The 15,439-nt window shown below is 64.5% G+C and carries 15 protein-coding genes; 3 read left to right on the top strand and 12 right to left on the bottom strand.

The genetic code is table 11. The annotated features are described in order from the left end of the window. Positions 1 to 7 precede the first annotated feature (7 nt). From ACZY0Q_RS19465 to ACZY0Q_RS19425, 9 genes are all read right to left on the bottom strand, one after another. Positions 8 to 697: an amino acid ABC transporter permease gene (locus ACZY0Q_RS19465; RefSeq protein WP_463919306.1), complete on the bottom strand. Its 690-nt coding sequence runs from the start codon at positions 695 to 697 to the stop codon at positions 8 to 10. After that, entirely contained in the window at positions 690 to 1,361 is a 672-nt protein-coding gene (locus ACZY0Q_RS19460; RefSeq protein WP_463919304.1) for an amino acid ABC transporter permease, read from the bottom strand. Before ACZY0Q_RS19460 ends, ACZY0Q_RS19465 begins: the two co-directional genes overlap by 8 nt. An 85-nt stretch (positions 1,362 to 1,446) precedes the next feature. Continuing rightward, positions 1,447 to 2,286 carry a transporter substrate-binding domain-containing protein gene (locus ACZY0Q_RS19455; RefSeq protein WP_463919302.1) on the bottom strand — a complete coding sequence of 280 codons (840 nt, stop codon included), beginning with the start codon at positions 2,284 to 2,286 and terminating at the stop codon, positions 1,447 to 1,449. A gap of 310 nt (positions 2,287 to 2,596) precedes the next feature. Then, positions 2,597 to 3,346, bottom strand: a complete 750-nt coding sequence (locus ACZY0Q_RS19450) for an SDR family NAD(P)-dependent oxidoreductase (RefSeq protein WP_463919404.1) — start codon at positions 3,344 to 3,346, stop codon at positions 2,597 to 2,599. Between the two features lie 14 nt (positions 3,347 to 3,360). Further along, entirely contained in the window at positions 3,361 to 4,203 is an 843-nt protein-coding gene (locus tag ACZY0Q_RS19445) for a fumarylacetoacetate hydrolase family protein (RefSeq protein WP_463919300.1), read from the bottom strand. Beyond that, the gene (locus tag ACZY0Q_RS19440) at positions 4,200 to 5,420 is read right to left on the bottom strand and encodes a fumarylacetoacetate hydrolase family protein (RefSeq protein WP_463919298.1); all 1,221 of its coding nucleotides are present in this window, start codon (positions 5,418 to 5,420) and stop codon (positions 4,200 to 4,202) included. Before ACZY0Q_RS19440 ends, ACZY0Q_RS19445 begins: the two co-directional genes overlap by 4 nt. Then, positions 5,417 to 6,916, bottom strand: a complete 1,500-nt coding sequence (locus ACZY0Q_RS19435; protein ID WP_463919296.1) for an aldehyde dehydrogenase (NADP(+)) — start codon at positions 6,914 to 6,916, stop codon at positions 5,417 to 5,419. The genes ACZY0Q_RS19440 and ACZY0Q_RS19435 overlap by 4 nt, the downstream gene beginning before the upstream one ends. Beyond that, positions 6,913 to 8,274, bottom strand: coding sequence for an enolase C-terminal domain-like protein (locus ACZY0Q_RS19430; RefSeq protein WP_463919294.1), 1,362 nt, complete (start codon positions 8,272 to 8,274; stop codon positions 6,913 to 6,915). Before ACZY0Q_RS19430 ends, ACZY0Q_RS19435 begins: the two co-directional genes overlap by 4 nt. A gap of 136 nt (positions 8,275 to 8,410) precedes the next feature. Beyond that, positions 8,411 to 9,139: a GntR family transcriptional regulator gene (locus ACZY0Q_RS19425; RefSeq protein ID WP_463919292.1), complete on the bottom strand. Its 729-nt coding sequence runs from the start codon at positions 9,137 to 9,139 to the stop codon at positions 8,411 to 8,413. Positions 9,140 to 9,355: 216 nt separating this feature from the next. On the opposite strand from ACZY0Q_RS19425, the gene ACZY0Q_RS19420 reads away from it, so the two are divergent. Then, complete coding sequence (locus ACZY0Q_RS19420) at positions 9,356 to 10,693, top strand: MFS transporter (protein ID WP_463919290.1); 1,338 nt, start codon at positions 9,356 to 9,358, stop codon at positions 10,691 to 10,693. A gap of 103 nt (positions 10,694 to 10,796) precedes the next feature. Here the strand turns inward: ACZY0Q_RS19420 and ACZY0Q_RS19415 are convergent, their stop codons facing one another. The 3 genes from ACZY0Q_RS19415 to ACZY0Q_RS19405 form a co-directional block, all read right to left on the bottom strand. Further along, complete coding sequence (locus ACZY0Q_RS19415; protein WP_463919288.1) at positions 10,797 to 11,903, bottom strand: type I restriction endonuclease; 1,107 nt, start codon at positions 11,901 to 11,903, stop codon at positions 10,797 to 10,799. Positions 11,904 to 12,043: 140 nt separating this feature from the next. After that, complete coding sequence (locus ACZY0Q_RS19410) at positions 12,044 to 12,514, bottom strand: hypothetical protein (protein WP_463919287.1); 471 nt, start codon at positions 12,512 to 12,514, stop codon at positions 12,044 to 12,046. 57 nt (positions 12,515 to 12,571) lie between these two features. After that, the gene (locus tag ACZY0Q_RS19405; protein WP_463919285.1) at positions 12,572 to 12,970 is read right to left on the bottom strand and encodes a GNAT family N-acetyltransferase; all 399 of its coding nucleotides are present in this window, start codon (positions 12,968 to 12,970) and stop codon (positions 12,572 to 12,574) included. A 30-nt stretch (positions 12,971 to 13,000) separates the two neighbouring features. On the opposite strand from ACZY0Q_RS19405, the gene ACZY0Q_RS19400 reads away from it, so the two are divergent. Both ACZY0Q_RS19400 and ACZY0Q_RS19395 read left to right on the top strand, forming a co-directional pair. Next, entirely contained in the window at positions 13,001 to 13,441 is a 441-nt protein-coding gene (locus ACZY0Q_RS19400) for a GNAT family N-acetyltransferase (RefSeq protein WP_463919283.1), read from the top strand. A 232-nt stretch (positions 13,442 to 13,673) separates the two neighbouring features. Further along, complete coding sequence (locus ACZY0Q_RS19395; protein ID WP_463919281.1) at positions 13,674 to 15,152, top strand: HNH endonuclease signature motif containing protein; 1,479 nt, start codon at positions 13,674 to 13,676, stop codon at positions 15,150 to 15,152. The last annotated feature ends 287 nt before the right edge of the window (positions 15,153 to 15,439 follow it).

Raw genomic sequence — 15,439 nt, 5'->3', positions numbered from 1 at the left:
TTCCGATCTAAACGCTCGCGGGCTCGGGAAGTTTGAGGGGGTCTACGTGGATGCCGGTCCGTTTCTCGTACAGGCGCCCCAGCAGGGAGATGCTGTAGCAAATGACGAAGTACATGGCGGCGACCGTCAGGAACGTCATGATGGGGTCACCGGTGAGGTTGGTGACAATGTTGCCCGCGTGGGTCAGCTCCACCAGCCCGGTCACCGTCACCAGGGAGGAATCCTTCACCAGGCCAATGATGAAGCCGACGCCGGGCGGAACCATGATCTTCCTGGCCTGCGGCATGACCACATACCGGAGCTTCGCCCAGTAGTTGAGCCCGAGGGCGTCTGCCGCTTCACTTTGCCCCCTGGGGACGGCCTCGATGCTGCCCCGCACGATTTCTGCCACATAGGCGGCGGCGAAGCAGGTCAGCGCGATGACGGCCGAGGCGAACTTATCCAGTTCCAGGCCGGGAAACAGCAGCGGGATCCCGAAGAAGATGAAGAAGATGATGACCAGAATCGGGATGCCGCGCACGCAGCTGATGTAAATGGTGCTGATCCACCGGGCGATCCTGCTGGGGGACGTCCTGGCAATGCCAAGGATCAGTCCGAAGACGATGCCGAGAATGCCGGACATGGCGCAGAGCTGAATGGTCAGCCATGCCCCCTTGGCCAGCGGAATGAGGTCCTGCCAATCAAAGGCCCTAAACACGTGCGCCCACCGCCCACCGGAACAGCGTCGTTTCGGCCCGTTTCGAGGCCAGGGACAGCAGGGCGGAAACGCCAAGGTAGAGCAGCCCGCCCACTGCGAGCACCTCGATGGTCCGGTACGTGGTGTTGCTGACGCTCATGATCGCGTTGGTCAGTTCGGGAAGCGAGATGATGGATCCAATCGACGAAGCCAGGAACAGCAGAATCAGCTGGTTGGTCAGTGCGGGGAAAACGTTCCGGGTGGCCGGCAGCAACACGATGTAGCGCACGATCTGGGCGTTCTTCATGCCCAGCGCCTTGCCGGCATCACGCAGGCCGTGGGGCACCGACTCGAAGCCGGCCCGGTAAATTTCCGCCGTGTATGCCGCGTTGTTGAGGGTCAGGCCAATGACGGCGGCCCAGATGGGTTCGAGGTTGATGCCCAGCGCGGGAAGGGCAAAGTAGATCAGGTACAGCTGCACCAGCAGAGGCGTGTTGCGGATGGCCTCGATGTAGCACGTGCAGAAGATGCTGACTGCTTTTCCGGGCCCGACCTTCCCCAGGTACAGAAAGACGCCGAGTGCGCTTCCCGCCACCATGGCCACGAGCGTGATGTACAGAGCTGTCCAGAGCCCCTCAAGCAATAGCGAGCTGAACGGGAGAAGGTCTCCGAAATATAAAGCCATGAGCAAAGGGTCCTATCCGTGAACGGCGGTGTGGGTGAACAACTGCCTGTCCTCCACCCACACCGGAGAGTGCGTCCGAATACTGTTAGTGGGCGAGGAAGGGCGGAAGTTCCAGCCCGAACCACTTCTGCAGGGAGGCCTCGTTCTGTCCGGAGATGGTGTAGTTCCGGATGAAGTTGTTGATGTAGTTAACCCACGTCTGGTCGCCCTGCTTGACGCCGATGGAGAACAGCGCCGGCTTGATCGGGTCGCCCTTGAGCACCTGGAATGCGGACGGATCACTCTTCACGAGCCCGCCGATGATGGCGTTGTTTTCAATCAGCGCGTCCACCTTGCCGCTCTTGAGGGCCTGGATGGAATCGGCCGTGGTGTTGAAGCCGGCGATCTTGGCGTTCGGGAAGGTGGCCTTGAGGATCTGCTCACCCACACTTCCCCGGGACGTGGCCACGGATTTGCCGTCCAGATCGGCGTAGCTGCCGATCGGGCTTCCGGCGGGCACCATAAAGACCGTGGAGCTGGCGGCGTACGGCTCGGACATGTCCACCACCTGGGCGCGGGCATCCGATGCCGTGAAGGTGGCGATGACGGCGTCCGCCTTGTCGGTCTGCAGCAGCGGGATGCGGCTTTCGTTCGTGGCCGTGACGAATTCAACCTTGGCGCCCAGCGAGGCGCCGAGTGCATTCGCGACGTCAATGTCGAAGCCCTCGTGCTCACCGGATGACGTCATCACGCCGTATCCCGGAGAGTCGGCACTGACGGCGATCTTGATCGTTTTCGTCTTGAGAATCTGTGTGAGGTGGCTGTCCGCCACGGCTCCTGTTGCGCTCGCAGCGCCGGCCGAGGTGCCGCCGGAGGAGCAGCCTCCCAGCGTGAGGGCCAACGCGATGGCCGGAACAAGAAGCAACTTCGGTGTTGCTTTGAACATGGTGCTCTCCTGGAGATTATTCATGCGGATCGGATGCGGGGTGACGGATGTCCGGGGATCCCGGTTGTTCGCCGTCGAAGATCATATAGGAATACGCACTATCATATAGGGGATGTGACGGAGGTCAAGCCCTTCCTGAATTACCGCTTGCGCGCGCTCGCCGGGGACCGGGCAGGCGGGCCTCCTCCAGACACGCCAGAGGCGCCGCCGCGTCCTGATCAATCAGGACACGACGGCGCCTCGGCGCTTCGTTCTTCGGCGGGGTTACCCCAGGGGCGTTACCCGGACGGGTTGTTACGCCGGCGGGACGTTACTCGACCGGACGCAGGCGCACCGCCTGCATGCCGCCGTCGACCGCCAGCTCAGTGCCCGTCGTCGAACCGGCCAGCGGACTGGCCAGGTACGCAACCGCCGCAGCGACCTCCTCCGGCGTCACCAGCCGGCCGTGCGGCTGGCGGGCCTCCAGCGCCGCGCGTTCCGCTACCGGGTCATCCGCCTGGCTCAGCAGCCGGTTGATCCAGGGTGTGTCAGCCGTGCCGGGGTTGACGCAGTTGACCCGGATGCCTTCGCGGACGTGATCGGCCGCCATGCTGAACGTCAGCGCCCGGATGGCGCCCTTGGTGGCGGCGTAGAGTGCCCGGGCGGGCAGCCCGGCCGTGGCAGCGATGGAGGACGTGTTGACGATCGCGGCGGCGGGGGACTGCCGCAGATGGGGCAAGGCTGCCCGGCTCACCCGCACCGCGCCGATCACGTTGACGTCCAGGACGCGGTGCCATTCGGCGTCGTCGTTGTCCGCAACGGTGCCCTGGGCTCCAATGCCCGCGTTGTTGACCACGACGTCGATCCCGCCAAATTCGCGGGCAACGCGTTCGACGGCGGCACGCACCGAGGCGTCATCGGCCACGTCGCATCTGATTGACAGCGCCGCTTCGGTCGCCGCCTCCGGGTTCAGATCCAGCACCGCCACCCTCGCCCCGCGCCGGGTCAGATGCGCCGTGGTGGCCGCTCCGATCCCGGAGGCCCCGCCGGTGACGATGGCACGGATGCCTTCAAACTCCATTGCTAGGTCTCCGTTCATGCAGTGAATTCATGGCGCTGGCGCCCCAGCCCTTCAATCTCGATTTCCACAACGTCGCCGGCCTTCAGGTACGGGAACCGCCCGGACAGCGCGACACCCTCAGGGGTGCCGGTGCAGATGAGATCGCCGGGTTCCAGCACCATGTACTGGCTCAGGTTCCAGACGATGGTGTCGACGTCGAAGATCATGTCCGCCGTGGATGAGTCCTGGCGGATTTCGCCGTTGACCCAGCTGCGCAGCCGCAGCTTGCCGGCGTCGACCTCGTCCGGGGTGACCAGGTAGGGACCCGTGGGGCAGAACCCCGGTGAGCTCTTGCCCTTGGACCATTGGCCGCCGGAAACGTTCAGCTGGAAGTCACGCTCGGAGAGGTCATCCACCACCACAAACCCGCCGATGTGGTCCCGGGCGGCTTCGGGGGAGTCCAGGTAGGAGGCACGCTTCCCGACGATGATCCCGAGCTCCACCTCCCAGTCGGTCTTGGTGGATCCCCGGGGAATGGCCACGGCATCGTCCGGTCCGCCCACTGTATTGGGCGTCTTGAGGAAGATGACCGGATGCTCCGGCGGCTGGGCGCCCGATTCCGCTGCATGGGCAGCGTAGTTCAGGCCAACGCAGACGACGGCGGACGGGCGCGCCACGGGAGAGCCGTAGCGGACGTCCTCGGACGTGACGTCCGGCAGCGTTCCCGCAGCCAGTGCGGCAGCGGCAGCCGCGGGGCCGCCGTTGGACAGAAAGTCACCGTTGATGGCCGGTGTGATGCTGTGGAGCGAGTACTGCCGGTCTCCGTGGACCAGGACGGGCTGTTCGGCGCCCGGGGCACCAATCTGGGCGAACCTCATGAGGCATATTCCTTACTGCTTGATGCGCGGACTTCGCGTTGATCCTGGTTGCGTTGGGCATGAAGATAGCCGAACAGCTGCCGCAGGCCAAAGGACCATTCGGGCAGTTCTTCCGCCGCCCCCACGACGTTCACCAGGGCGCCGAGGTGGCGGCTGCGGATGGTCACGGTGTCGCCCATGTGGTGTGTGAACCCCTGTCCCGGGTGGTCCCGGTCCTGGGTCGGTGCGAAGAGGGTGCCGGTGAACAGGGCAAAGCCGTCCGGGTACTGGTGGTGCTTTCCCACCGTAGCGGCGATGAGCTCCTCGAACGGCCGGCTGATCCGGGACACGGAATTGCGTCCCTCCAGTGAGTATCCGTCCTGGCCTTCAACGCGCAGCAGGATCTCCTCCTGGCGCAGCGTCTCCAGGGTGAAGCCGTCGTCGAACAACCGGATCAAGGGACCTAAGGCGCTGGACGCGTTGTTGTCCTTCGCCTTCCCGAGCAACAGGGCACTCCGGCCCTCCACATCGCGGAGGTTCACGTCGTTGCCCAGGGTTGCGCCCACAACGGTGCCGGCCGAGGTGGCAATCAGGACCAGTTCGGGTTCAGGGTTGTTCCACGAGGAGAACGCCGGGATCCCGACCCCTGCGCCCAGCCCCACCGAGGAGAGCACCGGGGCCTTCGTGAAGACCTCGGGGTCCGGGCCGATTCCCACCTCCAGGTACTGTGACCAGAGCCCTTCGGCCATGAGCACCTTCTTGGCTTCGACTGCCGCGGGGGAGCCGGGCCGGATGGAGCTGATGCTGCCGCCGAGGGCACGGCCCACCAGTTCCCTCATCTCGGCCGCCCGGCTGGCGTCTCCGCCGCAGCGCTCCTCGATAACCCGTTCGATCATGCTGTCCACAAACGTCACGCCGCAGGCCTTGATGACCTGAAGGTCCACGGGCGCCAGGAAATGCGGGCTGGCCGCGTCCTGCGTCAGCGACGCGTGGACGATCTCGCTGGTCTTCCAGCGCGGCAGCGTCATGGCCGTGCGGACGGCCGCCACAAGATCCGGCCGTTCCAGGAGCTCGGAGACGGTTCCGGCCAGATGCTGGAGGTCAAAGACGTCCTCCTCCTGCACGGCAACCACGCGTGGCCCGCCGGTTTCAACGTCCCAGACGCGGCCGATCAGGAGCGCCCGCGCCGCGTCTTCCGGGAGCACCGACGCCCCGCCTAGGTCCAGTGCGGCGCTCATGGCCGGACCTCTATTCCCGCAGTCTGTACTGCGGTCTTTCCCTGCCGTGTGGGCCGCTGCCACACGCCGTCCACCCGCTGCGGAACGCGCCAGGGGTTGGCATCCTGCAGAGGCTCGGGCAGCCGCCCTTCCGGGAACGACTGGTAGGCCACCGGCCGGAGGAAGCGCCGGATCGCGGCCGTTCCCACAGACGTGGTGGCCGAAGTTGTTGCGGGGTATGGTCCGCCGTGGTGCTGGGCATAGGAGACCGTGACCCCGGTGGGCCAGCCGTTCCAGAGGACCCGGCCGCTAATGTCCGTCAGCCGTGCGGCGAGGTCCGATACATCATCATCCGGCTCCGCTTGAAGGGTGGTGGTCAGCTGTCCCTCCAGCAGACCCGTGAGTTCCAGGAGCTCCGATTCGTTGCTGTACTCCACCACCAGGCTGGCGGGCCCGAACATTTCCTGCCGCAGAATTGACGGATCACTGCGGACAGCCGCGGAGGTTGTCCGGAGCACGGTTGGCGCCGGCGCCTCGTCGAAGTCTCCTTCCACAAGAACTTCCACGCCTGTGGTGCCCCGCAATTGCTGCACAGACTCCCGGTAGCCGTCATGCAACCGCGGGCTCAACAGCCTTGCTGCGGCAAAGCCCGCCAGCGCGCCGCTGAGAACCTGCCGGACGCCGTCGGCCTGTCCGCCCGGAACAAACAGCAGCCCCGGCTTGGTGCAGAACTGGCCCATTCCCATCGTGAGTGAGGCGGCGTATCCCGTGAGGATTTCGTCGCGTCGCACCGCCCAGGCGTTCTCGGTGACGAACACGGCGTTGATGCCGCCGAGCTCGCCGAAGAAGGGAATGGGTTCGGGCCGGGCGGCGGCACGGTTGAACAGTGCCCGGCCGCCCGCCGTCGAACCCGTGAACCCGATCGCCTTCACGGCAGGATGGTCCACCAGGGCCTCCGCGGCAGGCCGGCCGGTGACGAGCGAGAACAGCCCGGACGGCGCTCCGGCGGCATCCAGCGCGGCGATGACGGTCCCGGCGGTGCGGAGCGCGAGGTTCCGGTGCCCGTCATGTGCCTTGTGCACCACGGCGCATCCGGCCGCCAGTGCCGAGGCGCTGTCGCCGCCCATCACGCTGAAGGCGAAGGGGAAGTTGGAGGCCCCGAAAACGCCCACAACGCCGATGGGCACGTTGAGCCGGCGCAGATCCGGCCGCGGGCCCATGCCCCAGTCGGCGTCTACGTGATCGATCGTGGCATCGAAGTGCTCGCCGTCGCGGACCTCCGTGGCGAAGAGCCTGAGCTGGAAGACCGTGCGTTTCAGCTCGCCCCGGAGCCGTGGCACGCCCAGATGGGTTTCCTGAGTAGCGAGCTCCACCAGCGCGTCGGCGTCGTTCTCCAGCGCGGCTGCTATCGCTTCCAGCCAGGATGCCCGGGTGACGGGGTCCGCGGCACGGCCCTTTTCGAAGGCGGCGTGGGCGGCGTCGACGCTCGTGTTGAGGTCATGGACCGTGGTGGTCATCGGAGTGCACCGGCTCCCGTCACGGAGGCGCCCGTGACAGAGGCACCTGTCACCGCGGCGCGGCCACCCACTTCGAGCCATCCGGCCCCGGCAGGGAATTCCCAGCGGGCCCGGGAGGCGCTGAGCATTTCGGCGCCGGTGCCCGGGAGCTCCGGGGCAGCGTAGCGGCCGTTGACGATTCGGACCGGCTCGGCGAAGTGCTCGTGCAGGTGGTCAACGTATTCGATCATCCGGCCGTCCTGGCTGCCGGTGATGGCTGCGTAGTCGAAGAAGGAGAAGTGCTGGACGAGTTCGCACAGCCCCACGCCGCCGGCGTGCGGGCAAACCGGTACGTCGAAGCGGGCCGCAAGCAGGAGGTTGGCGATGTTCTCGTTGACGCCGCCCACCCGGGTGGAGTCCAGCTGGAGAACGTCGATGGAACCGGCCTGCAGCAGCTGCTTGAACACGATGCGGCTGGCGACGGCCTCGCCGGTGGCGACCCGGACAGGGGCAACGCCCTTCCGGATCTCCGCGTGGCCCAGGATGTCGTCCGTGCTGGTGGGTTCTTCGATCCAGTACGGGTTGAACTCGGAGAGCTGGTTGACCCACTCGATGGCCTCGGACACTTCCCACCGCTGGTTGGCGTCGATGGCGATCGGGAGGTCGCCCACGGCCTGGCGGGCCAGAGCCATGCGGCGGCGGTCATCGTTGATGTCGCCGCCCACCTTCAGCTTGATCATGGAGAAGCCGACCGCGGCGGCCTCCTTGCTCAGGCGGACCAGCTTCTCGTCGCTGTAGCCCAGCCAGCCCGGCGAGGTGGTGTAGGCGGGGTAGCCGTCCACTTTGAGGGCGGCGATCCGGGCTGCCTTTCCGTCTTCGCCGGCCCGCAGGATGTCCAGTGCCTGCTGGGGGTTCAGCGCGTCGCGGATGTGGGTGAAATCAACGACGTCGACGATTTCTTCGGCGGGCATCTCGCTGAGCAGGAGCCACAGCGGCTTGTGCTCGCGCCGTGCGCGGATGTCCCAGAGGGCGCTGACGAGGGCGCCGGCGGCCATCTGGGTGACGCCCTTCTCCGGGCCGAGCCAGCGCAGCTGGGAATCGTGGATGAGCCGCTTCGAGGCGCCGCCGAGGTCGTAGATCAGTTCGTCGATGTCCCGGCCGAGGAGAAGGCCGGCGTAGGCGTCAATGGCGTGCGTGAGGATTTCGTTGCCGCGTCCGCAGGTGAAAACAAAGCCGTGGCCTTCGTCGCCCGCATCAGTGCGGATGACGACGTACGCGGCGGAGTAGTCCGGGTCAACGTTGACCGCGTCGGAACCGTCGAGTTCCAGGGACGTGGGGAACCGCACGTCCTGGGTGTGGATGGAAATGATGGAGGTCATGGGTTTCTTCTCTCTCTGGTCAATTCACTTCGTTGGCACGATTCCTATATGAATTCTCACAATCATATAGGAACGGTTCCTCAGATCAAGTGCCGGAGAAAAAAGAAGCCCCGGCCAGCAGGACGGGGCTTCGATTTCAGGTGACGATATGCCTTCTTGGGGGCCCGTCGCTCTGCAGTGGCGAGAGGTCCGCCTTGCCTTCGAAGGCCTGGGCGAACCGGGCGAAGGAATTCCTGATGTGCTCGGCCATGGCCTCCTCGGCGCGGTCTGGCAGGCAGGCGGCAATGGCCTCCCTCACGGTGGCATGCTCGGCGATGGTGATGGCGCCGTCGATGTCTGCCGGGTAGAGGCGGAAAGTGTGCAGGTGGCAGTGGGTCTGGGCGAAGGCGTGCTGCACTACGGGGTTCCCTGCTGACAGGAGGATGGTGTCATGGAAGCGCGTGTCATGGGCCACCAACTCCTGCCGCGAGTCGACGCCGGTCTGCAGTGAAGCGCGAACGGCGGACAGTTCCTTCTCCAGGGCCGCGGCGGGGTTGGCGAGGCGGTCCACGGCCGCGGAGCGCGCGGCCCACGGCTCCACCAGCAGCCGGAACTCAAAGAGCGACCGCAGCGCGGGTAGGTCCAGCAGCGGTGTGGTGCTGTATCCTCGGCCGGGGCTGTAGACCACCAGGTTGTCACCCTCGAGCCGCTGAAGAACTTCGCGGACCGGTGTCTGTGAGACGCCCAGGCTGCGGGAAACCGCATCAATATTGATCCGAGCGCCGGGTGCAATTTCGCCCTTGAGGATGGAGGCCCGCATGGAGGCGTAGACGTCGCTGACGGCGGCCTTGCCTTTGGTTGCATCGGATGATTGACGTGGGGGCACGCGGTTACCTCTTTGTGCTGGTTGGTGGAGTCGCTTCAAGCATCATATTCGTCGGCCGGGCGGGGTTGGTTGCTGGGTGATTCCTGCCGGGGACTTGTCCTGGATCACATTCACTATATGATTAGTTCGATTCCTACATGATTTGGCGCCGAGATCCTCGGCGTCGTCCCCTGGTGCCCAGGCATCCGAAGCCACGTATACGTCAAAGGAGACAGTATGACTGTCCAAGGCAGCAGGCTCGCCCCCAGCTCTTCCCCTCAGATTTCCCGCACCATGACCCGCAAGCGCTGGGTGATCATCTGGCTCGCGTTTGTCGGGCTCAGCATCAACTACCTTGACCGCTCCAGCCTCAGCGTGGCACTGCCCTTCATGGGTGAGGATTTTGAGCTCTCGGCCACCCAACAGGGTCTCATTTTCGCCGCCTTCTTCTGGGCGTATGACTTCTGCCAGCTGGCCGCCGGGTGGTACGTGGACAAGGTTGGGCCCCGAAAATCCTTCACCCTGGCAGCGGTTTGGTGGTCCCTCTTCACGATGCTCACCGCCTTCGCGCAGAATTTCTGGTCGCTGTTCGCCACGCGGTTCCTGCTCGGTGTCGGTGAAAGCCCGGCCCCCAGCACCGCCGCCAAGGTGGTGGCCACCTGGTTCCCGGTCCGCGAACGGGCCTTCGCCACCAGCATCTGGGACTCAGGCTCCCGTGTGGGTGCGGTCATCGCGCTGCCAATCGTCACGCTGATCGTCGCCTTCACGTCCTGGCATGCGGTCTTCATCATCATTGGCGTGGCCGGAATTATCTGGGCCGTCGTGTGGTGGAAGATGTACCGCAGCCCCGAGGACCACCCCACGGCCAATGATGAGGAGCGGGCCTACATCCGGGAGGGCGGTGCCCGCAGCGCAGCAAACGACGACGCCGACGCAGCGAAGCTTCCCTGGCGCTCACTCTTCAAGTACCGCACCATCCTCAGCATGATGTTCGGCTTCTTCTGCCTGAACAGCGCCATCTATTTCTTCATCACCTTCTTCCCGAGCTACCTCGTGAAGGAACGCGGGTTCGACCTGCTCAAACTCGGCATGTTCGGTGCCATCCCCGGCATCTGCGCGGTGGGGTTCGGCTGGCTGGCCGGCTACGTTGCGGACAAGGCCGTCCAGCGCGGCGTCGCGCTGACACGGGTCCGCAAGACCGCCATCGCCGGCGGCCTGATCGGCGGCTCCGTCATCATGTTCGCCGCCGTTGTTCCGGAGGCATGGATGGCACTTGCCCTGCTGTCGGTGGCCTACTCCAGCCTCACCGTCGCCGCTACCGGCATCTGGTCACTGCCTGCGGACGTTGCCCCGAGCTCCCGCCACGTCGGATCCATCGGTGGGCTCCAGAACTTCGCCTCCAACCTGGCCGGCATCTTTACCCCGGTCCTGATCGGTGTCCTGGTGGACCAGACCGGATCCTACGTGGCGCCGCTCGCGGTCATCGGACTGGTCTCGCTGGCGGGTGCGGCGAACTACCTGTTCGTCCTGGGCAAGGTGGAGCCGCTGAAGGTTCCTGCCTCCGCCGCGGCGTAGGCGAGCGGCAGGTTTCGACCATCTCAACCACCAAGCGGACGACGGCGGGAGGTCCCGCCGTCGTCCGCTTGTCCTGTTTTTTAATTAAGCCGCGCGTTACCGCTCAGTTGATGGAGGGCGATGCGCTCAGGTAGCTCTTCACGCTGGCGCGTAGGGCTTCGGTGTGCTCGTAGATCTCCTCGAGTGAGGAAATAGGGACGCGGGTTTCTTCCTTGTTGTCGTCGAAGATCCCGATGTATTTCTGCGTCCGGTTGAAGTGCAGGCGAGCGATCGGTTTGCGGTTGTTATCGTCCAGCAGCACGGCGAAGTAGGACTTGGCATCGCGCTGGACCACGCGGGCGGGCTTGACCTCGCTGCAGACTATGGCGCGGACGATCTGGTAACCCTCGATCTCCTCGAGGGTCGTCTCCAGGGCTTCAGCATCCGCCAGGTCGGCTTCGGCTACGGGCGCGCTCGTGACGCTTGCGGCGGCGTCCTCAGTCTGCGGGAAGCCAGGGGCTCCGAGGGCTTTCTTCAGACGCTCGTTCACTTGGTCGTTGAGGAACTGCTTGGAAGCTTTGGTCACCAGCGCCGTGAACTGCTCACGCACCTTCTGCGTGTACGCGCCGGGATAGACGCGGCCCGTGAGGAACTTGATCCATTCGTCCTCCGGTTCCTTGAACTGCGCCGCCAGGGTCCGTTTCAACTCGCCGATGTACTTCAGTTCCCCGGCGGCATTGATGATCGAATCGAGGTCGAAGACGTCCTTGGACAGCTTCTGCAGCTCCGGGATCAAGGACTCATCGATGTCCGTGAGGTCCAGGACCAAAAACGGCTTCGCATCCATCCGGTTCGGAGCATCGAGGTCCGTGAAGAACTGGTACACCTCGCCATTGGTGAGGATCGCGATGCGCGCGTTCGTCACGGCGAAGTAGCGGAAGAGCTGAGACGCGTGCTCGATTTTCACCGGCTCCGTGGACTTCTTGCACTCGATGAGGATCTGGACTTCGCCGTCCTTGACGATCGCGTAGTCAATCTTCTCGCCCTTTTTCAGGCCGACATCGGCGATGAACTCCGGCACGACTTCCATTGGATTAAAGACGTCGTAGCCAAGAATCGTTGAAATGAAGGGCATCACAAACGCATTCTTTGTTGCCTCTTCGGTCTGGATTACTCCTCGCTGCTGGCGCACCTTTGCTGCCAAAGCCGAGAGCTTTTCTGCAAACTCCATTTTTCCCCCTTGAAAAACTGATGGTGCTGCTCACCGTAGCGCAGGAATGTCAGAACGCAATGGAATCGAGTCAACCGCTTGTCAACCAAGGTGTTCCTCGCGTTTGCAGGCTTCAGTTCGCCGGGATGTGCAGGCGGACTCTACTCGGGTTGAGGTGTCGAGATCCCGCTCAGCGTGCCAATGTAATCCAGCGTTTTGGGACTGACGTGCCGCACCTCCGCCAGGGCTTCCCGAAGGGCGCCACCCGTGGCCTGGTCACTGAGCGCGCCGCGGAGTTCCGCTACAGTTTCGATGCCCTCCCGCTCGAACACTTGCGTGATGTCCTCTACCTGGGCCAGGCGGCCAGGCGACGGCCAGTCGATGACCTCCGAGAGCTTCCCCGTATCGAGGTGCTGGCGGAACCCGCTATTCGTGGCGGCATCCGGCCATTCCGCGACCAGGGCTTCGACGCGAGGTTTGACGGTTTCGTTGTAGTTCTGCCGGCGCTGGAGCGTGGCATCGACAATGATGGCGCCTATGTGGTCCCAGCCGCGGCTGCCTTCAGTCGAGGCGTCGGTGCCGGGTGAGTCCATTGGTGCCGGAGTGTTGGCAGAATCATTATCGGTAGTCATACCTGAATACTTTCACGTGTCGCCCGCCGGCAGCCGGTCGGGGATCTGGGTCAGCGGTTAGCGCAGTTGGATTAGTCCAGCATTGGTGGGGCGGAAACCGCATGCGTCGAAGTAGAAACTCTTCAGATGATCATCGAAGTCAACATGAAGCCACTCGCAGCCCGCTTCCTTGGACTTCTCGGTGGCGACGGCGAGCAGCCTCGTCCCGATTCCTTGCCGGCGGGCACGATGCGCCACCAAAGTGTCTTCGATGAACGCGTGCGTTTGACCGTCCCAGATCACGTTGACGAAGCCTACGAGTCCCTGCTCGTCGCGCGCTGTGACCCACCCCAGGCTGAAGCGCGAGAGCCGGTCAGTCCAGTCGTTGTCATTGTCGGCATGGTCGAAGCCTTCCGCGTGCAGCTCGCTGATTTCTTCGTTCGTCGCTGCTCCGCGCCATTCAAAGGTGATCGTCATGCTGAACAGCCTTGCAGGTAGTGTGGCCAAATGCTCAACCTCGGCATGACCATCAGACTCGCCGCCATTAGCGATGCGGACGGCGTTTGGCGTCTGGTTCAGGATTTCGCGCCGACGTTCCGGCCAGAGCGGGAAGCTTTTGAGCATACGTTCCGTGCGCTAGTGGAGGAGCCCCGCACACTCCTTCGCGTGGCCGAACAGGGTTCCGGATCTGTCGTCGGTTATCTCTTGGCCCATTGCCGCGCCACGTTCCTTGCGAACGGTCCGGTCGCCGGAGTCGAGGAGGTTATGGTCGCCGAGCGAGCACGCCGACAAGGTGTGGGACAGGCACTGATGAATGAAGTCGAGACATGGGCGGAGTCCCAGGGCGCTGCCTATGTTTCGTTAGCAGGCCGGCGGGCGGGCGATTTCTATCGTTCGCTGGCGTATGAGGACGCTGCCACTTTCTTTAAGAAGCCACTGGGCCGATGATCAGGGCAGCAAGATCCGAAGACCTCCCGACGATGCGCGACATCGAAGTCGCGGCTGGCGAAGCCTTCCGGACCCTTGGGATGGGAGCCGTCGCTGATGATCCGCCACCCAGTTTGGAATCGCTGGCCAAGCCCGACACGGGGTGACTCAGTCCAAGGACCCGCTCCCGTTAGGCCACTTACCCGAGATCCCGCTCCGCTTAAATGTCAGACCCTCACTAGATGATAGAGACATGGGAAACGCAGCCGTGGCGAAGGCATATGAGGACATCATTGCCGCCGTTTCTGTGCTCGATTCCGAACTAAGCGGGTCTGGTTCCGCAGCGTCATCGGAGGCTGATCCGCTGCGCGCCCTGGGCGATACGTGCCTGGATATTCTTTCCGGCGCGGCGGGTGTGGAAGCGCGGTTGGCGGGATTGAAGGCCCGGGCTGCAGTGAAATATGCGGACACGGCCCAGGCTGTGGCTTCGCCTGGTACATCGGCCCAAGCGCAGGAGATGGCGGTGACCAGCGAGGTCGCCTGCGTCCTGACCATCGGCGACCGGGCTGCGGGGGCGCTACTGAACCAGTCCCACACGCTGACGACTTCTCTGCCGCTGACCCTGTCCGCTCTGCAGAGTGGCGTCATTTCGTGGCAGCACGCGCGGGTCATGGTGGATGAAGCCGCAACCCTCGACCCGTCCGGTGCCGCGGCTCTGGAAGCCCACTTTCTGGACCCTGACGCCCCGAACCCGGTCCGCGGTTGTCCCGCAGGAGAAATGCCGGCGTTCCGATTCCGTCACATGGCACGTACCTGGCGCGAACGCCACCACACGGAAAGCATCGAGAAGCGGCACGCAAAGGGTGTCCTCGATCGCCGGGTCGAGTACACCCCGGATCAGGACGGGATGGCCTGGCTTTCGGCCTACCTCCCCGCGGATCAGGCAGCCGGGATCTGGAACCGGACCACTGCGATCGCCCGCGGTCTGCAGGGCCCGGACGAGCCCCTGACCCTCACACAGCTCCGGGCGGACGTCTTCGCCGCCGCCGTCCTCGGCGGCGGGAACCCCGCAGAACATGATCCCGGGCAGGTTCCGCCACCGCGGGCTCACGTCCTCGTGACGGTGCCGGTGTTTTCCCTGCTCGGCGCCACAGAGGAAACGGCCATGCTTGACGGTTACGGTCCGATCCCGCCGTCGATGGCCAGGGACCTTGTAGCGAACGGGGCCGATTCGTTCTACCGGGTCCTGGTTGATCCGCGGGGCGGGGCGCCGCTGGAGATCGGCCGCGACAACTACCGTCTCACCAAGGCCATGCGGAACTGGCTCCGGTTACGTGACGGCAAGTGCCCCTTCCCTGGATGCTCCAACCATTCTCTGGACAACGAAGCAGATCATCTCCTTGCCTGGGACAAGGGCGGAACCACCGGCGTATCGAATTTGGGTCAGCCCTGCCCCAAGCATCACCGCTTGAGACACACCAGCGCCTGGAAACCCACAGAAGCCAGCATGACCGAACCACCTGGCTGGATATCGCCCGCTGGCCGGCACTACAAGAGTGAACACCAGGACTGGGAACCACCACACTGGCCCACAGAAGCGAAATCGGATCCGCGCAGGAGCGGGCACTGGCTCCCCATGCGGCGTGAAGGTCGCGGCGATCTGGATTTTGTTCACACCGGCCTGTCTCTGGGCGAGGACGGCGTGGAACGGTTCCTCCACTCCACCGTCTGACGGGTGCCCAAATGCAGCGTGCGCCTGCACCCTGTGCCTGCACCCTGTGCCTGCACCCTGCACCCTGCACCCTGTGCCCTGCGCCCTCAGCGGTGCTGGCCCCAGCTTGCCCCCGGATTCCTCCGTCGGTGATCGCAACCCTCAAGCCCAGCAATCTTCGAGCCCGGCAACCCCCTGCGCGACAGGGACAAGCAGACGACGACGGGACCTCCGCCGTCGTTCGGTTCCACATGAAGTCGCATCTTCCCGGCACTGACGCACGGTGGGACGATTTCAGTATGAGTGAG

The sequence above is a fragment of the Pseudarthrobacter lactosi genome, from assembly GCF_055412785.1.
The sequence above is the reverse complement of the archived record's forward strand: the minus strand, read 5'-3'. Positions and strand labels throughout refer to the sequence as shown.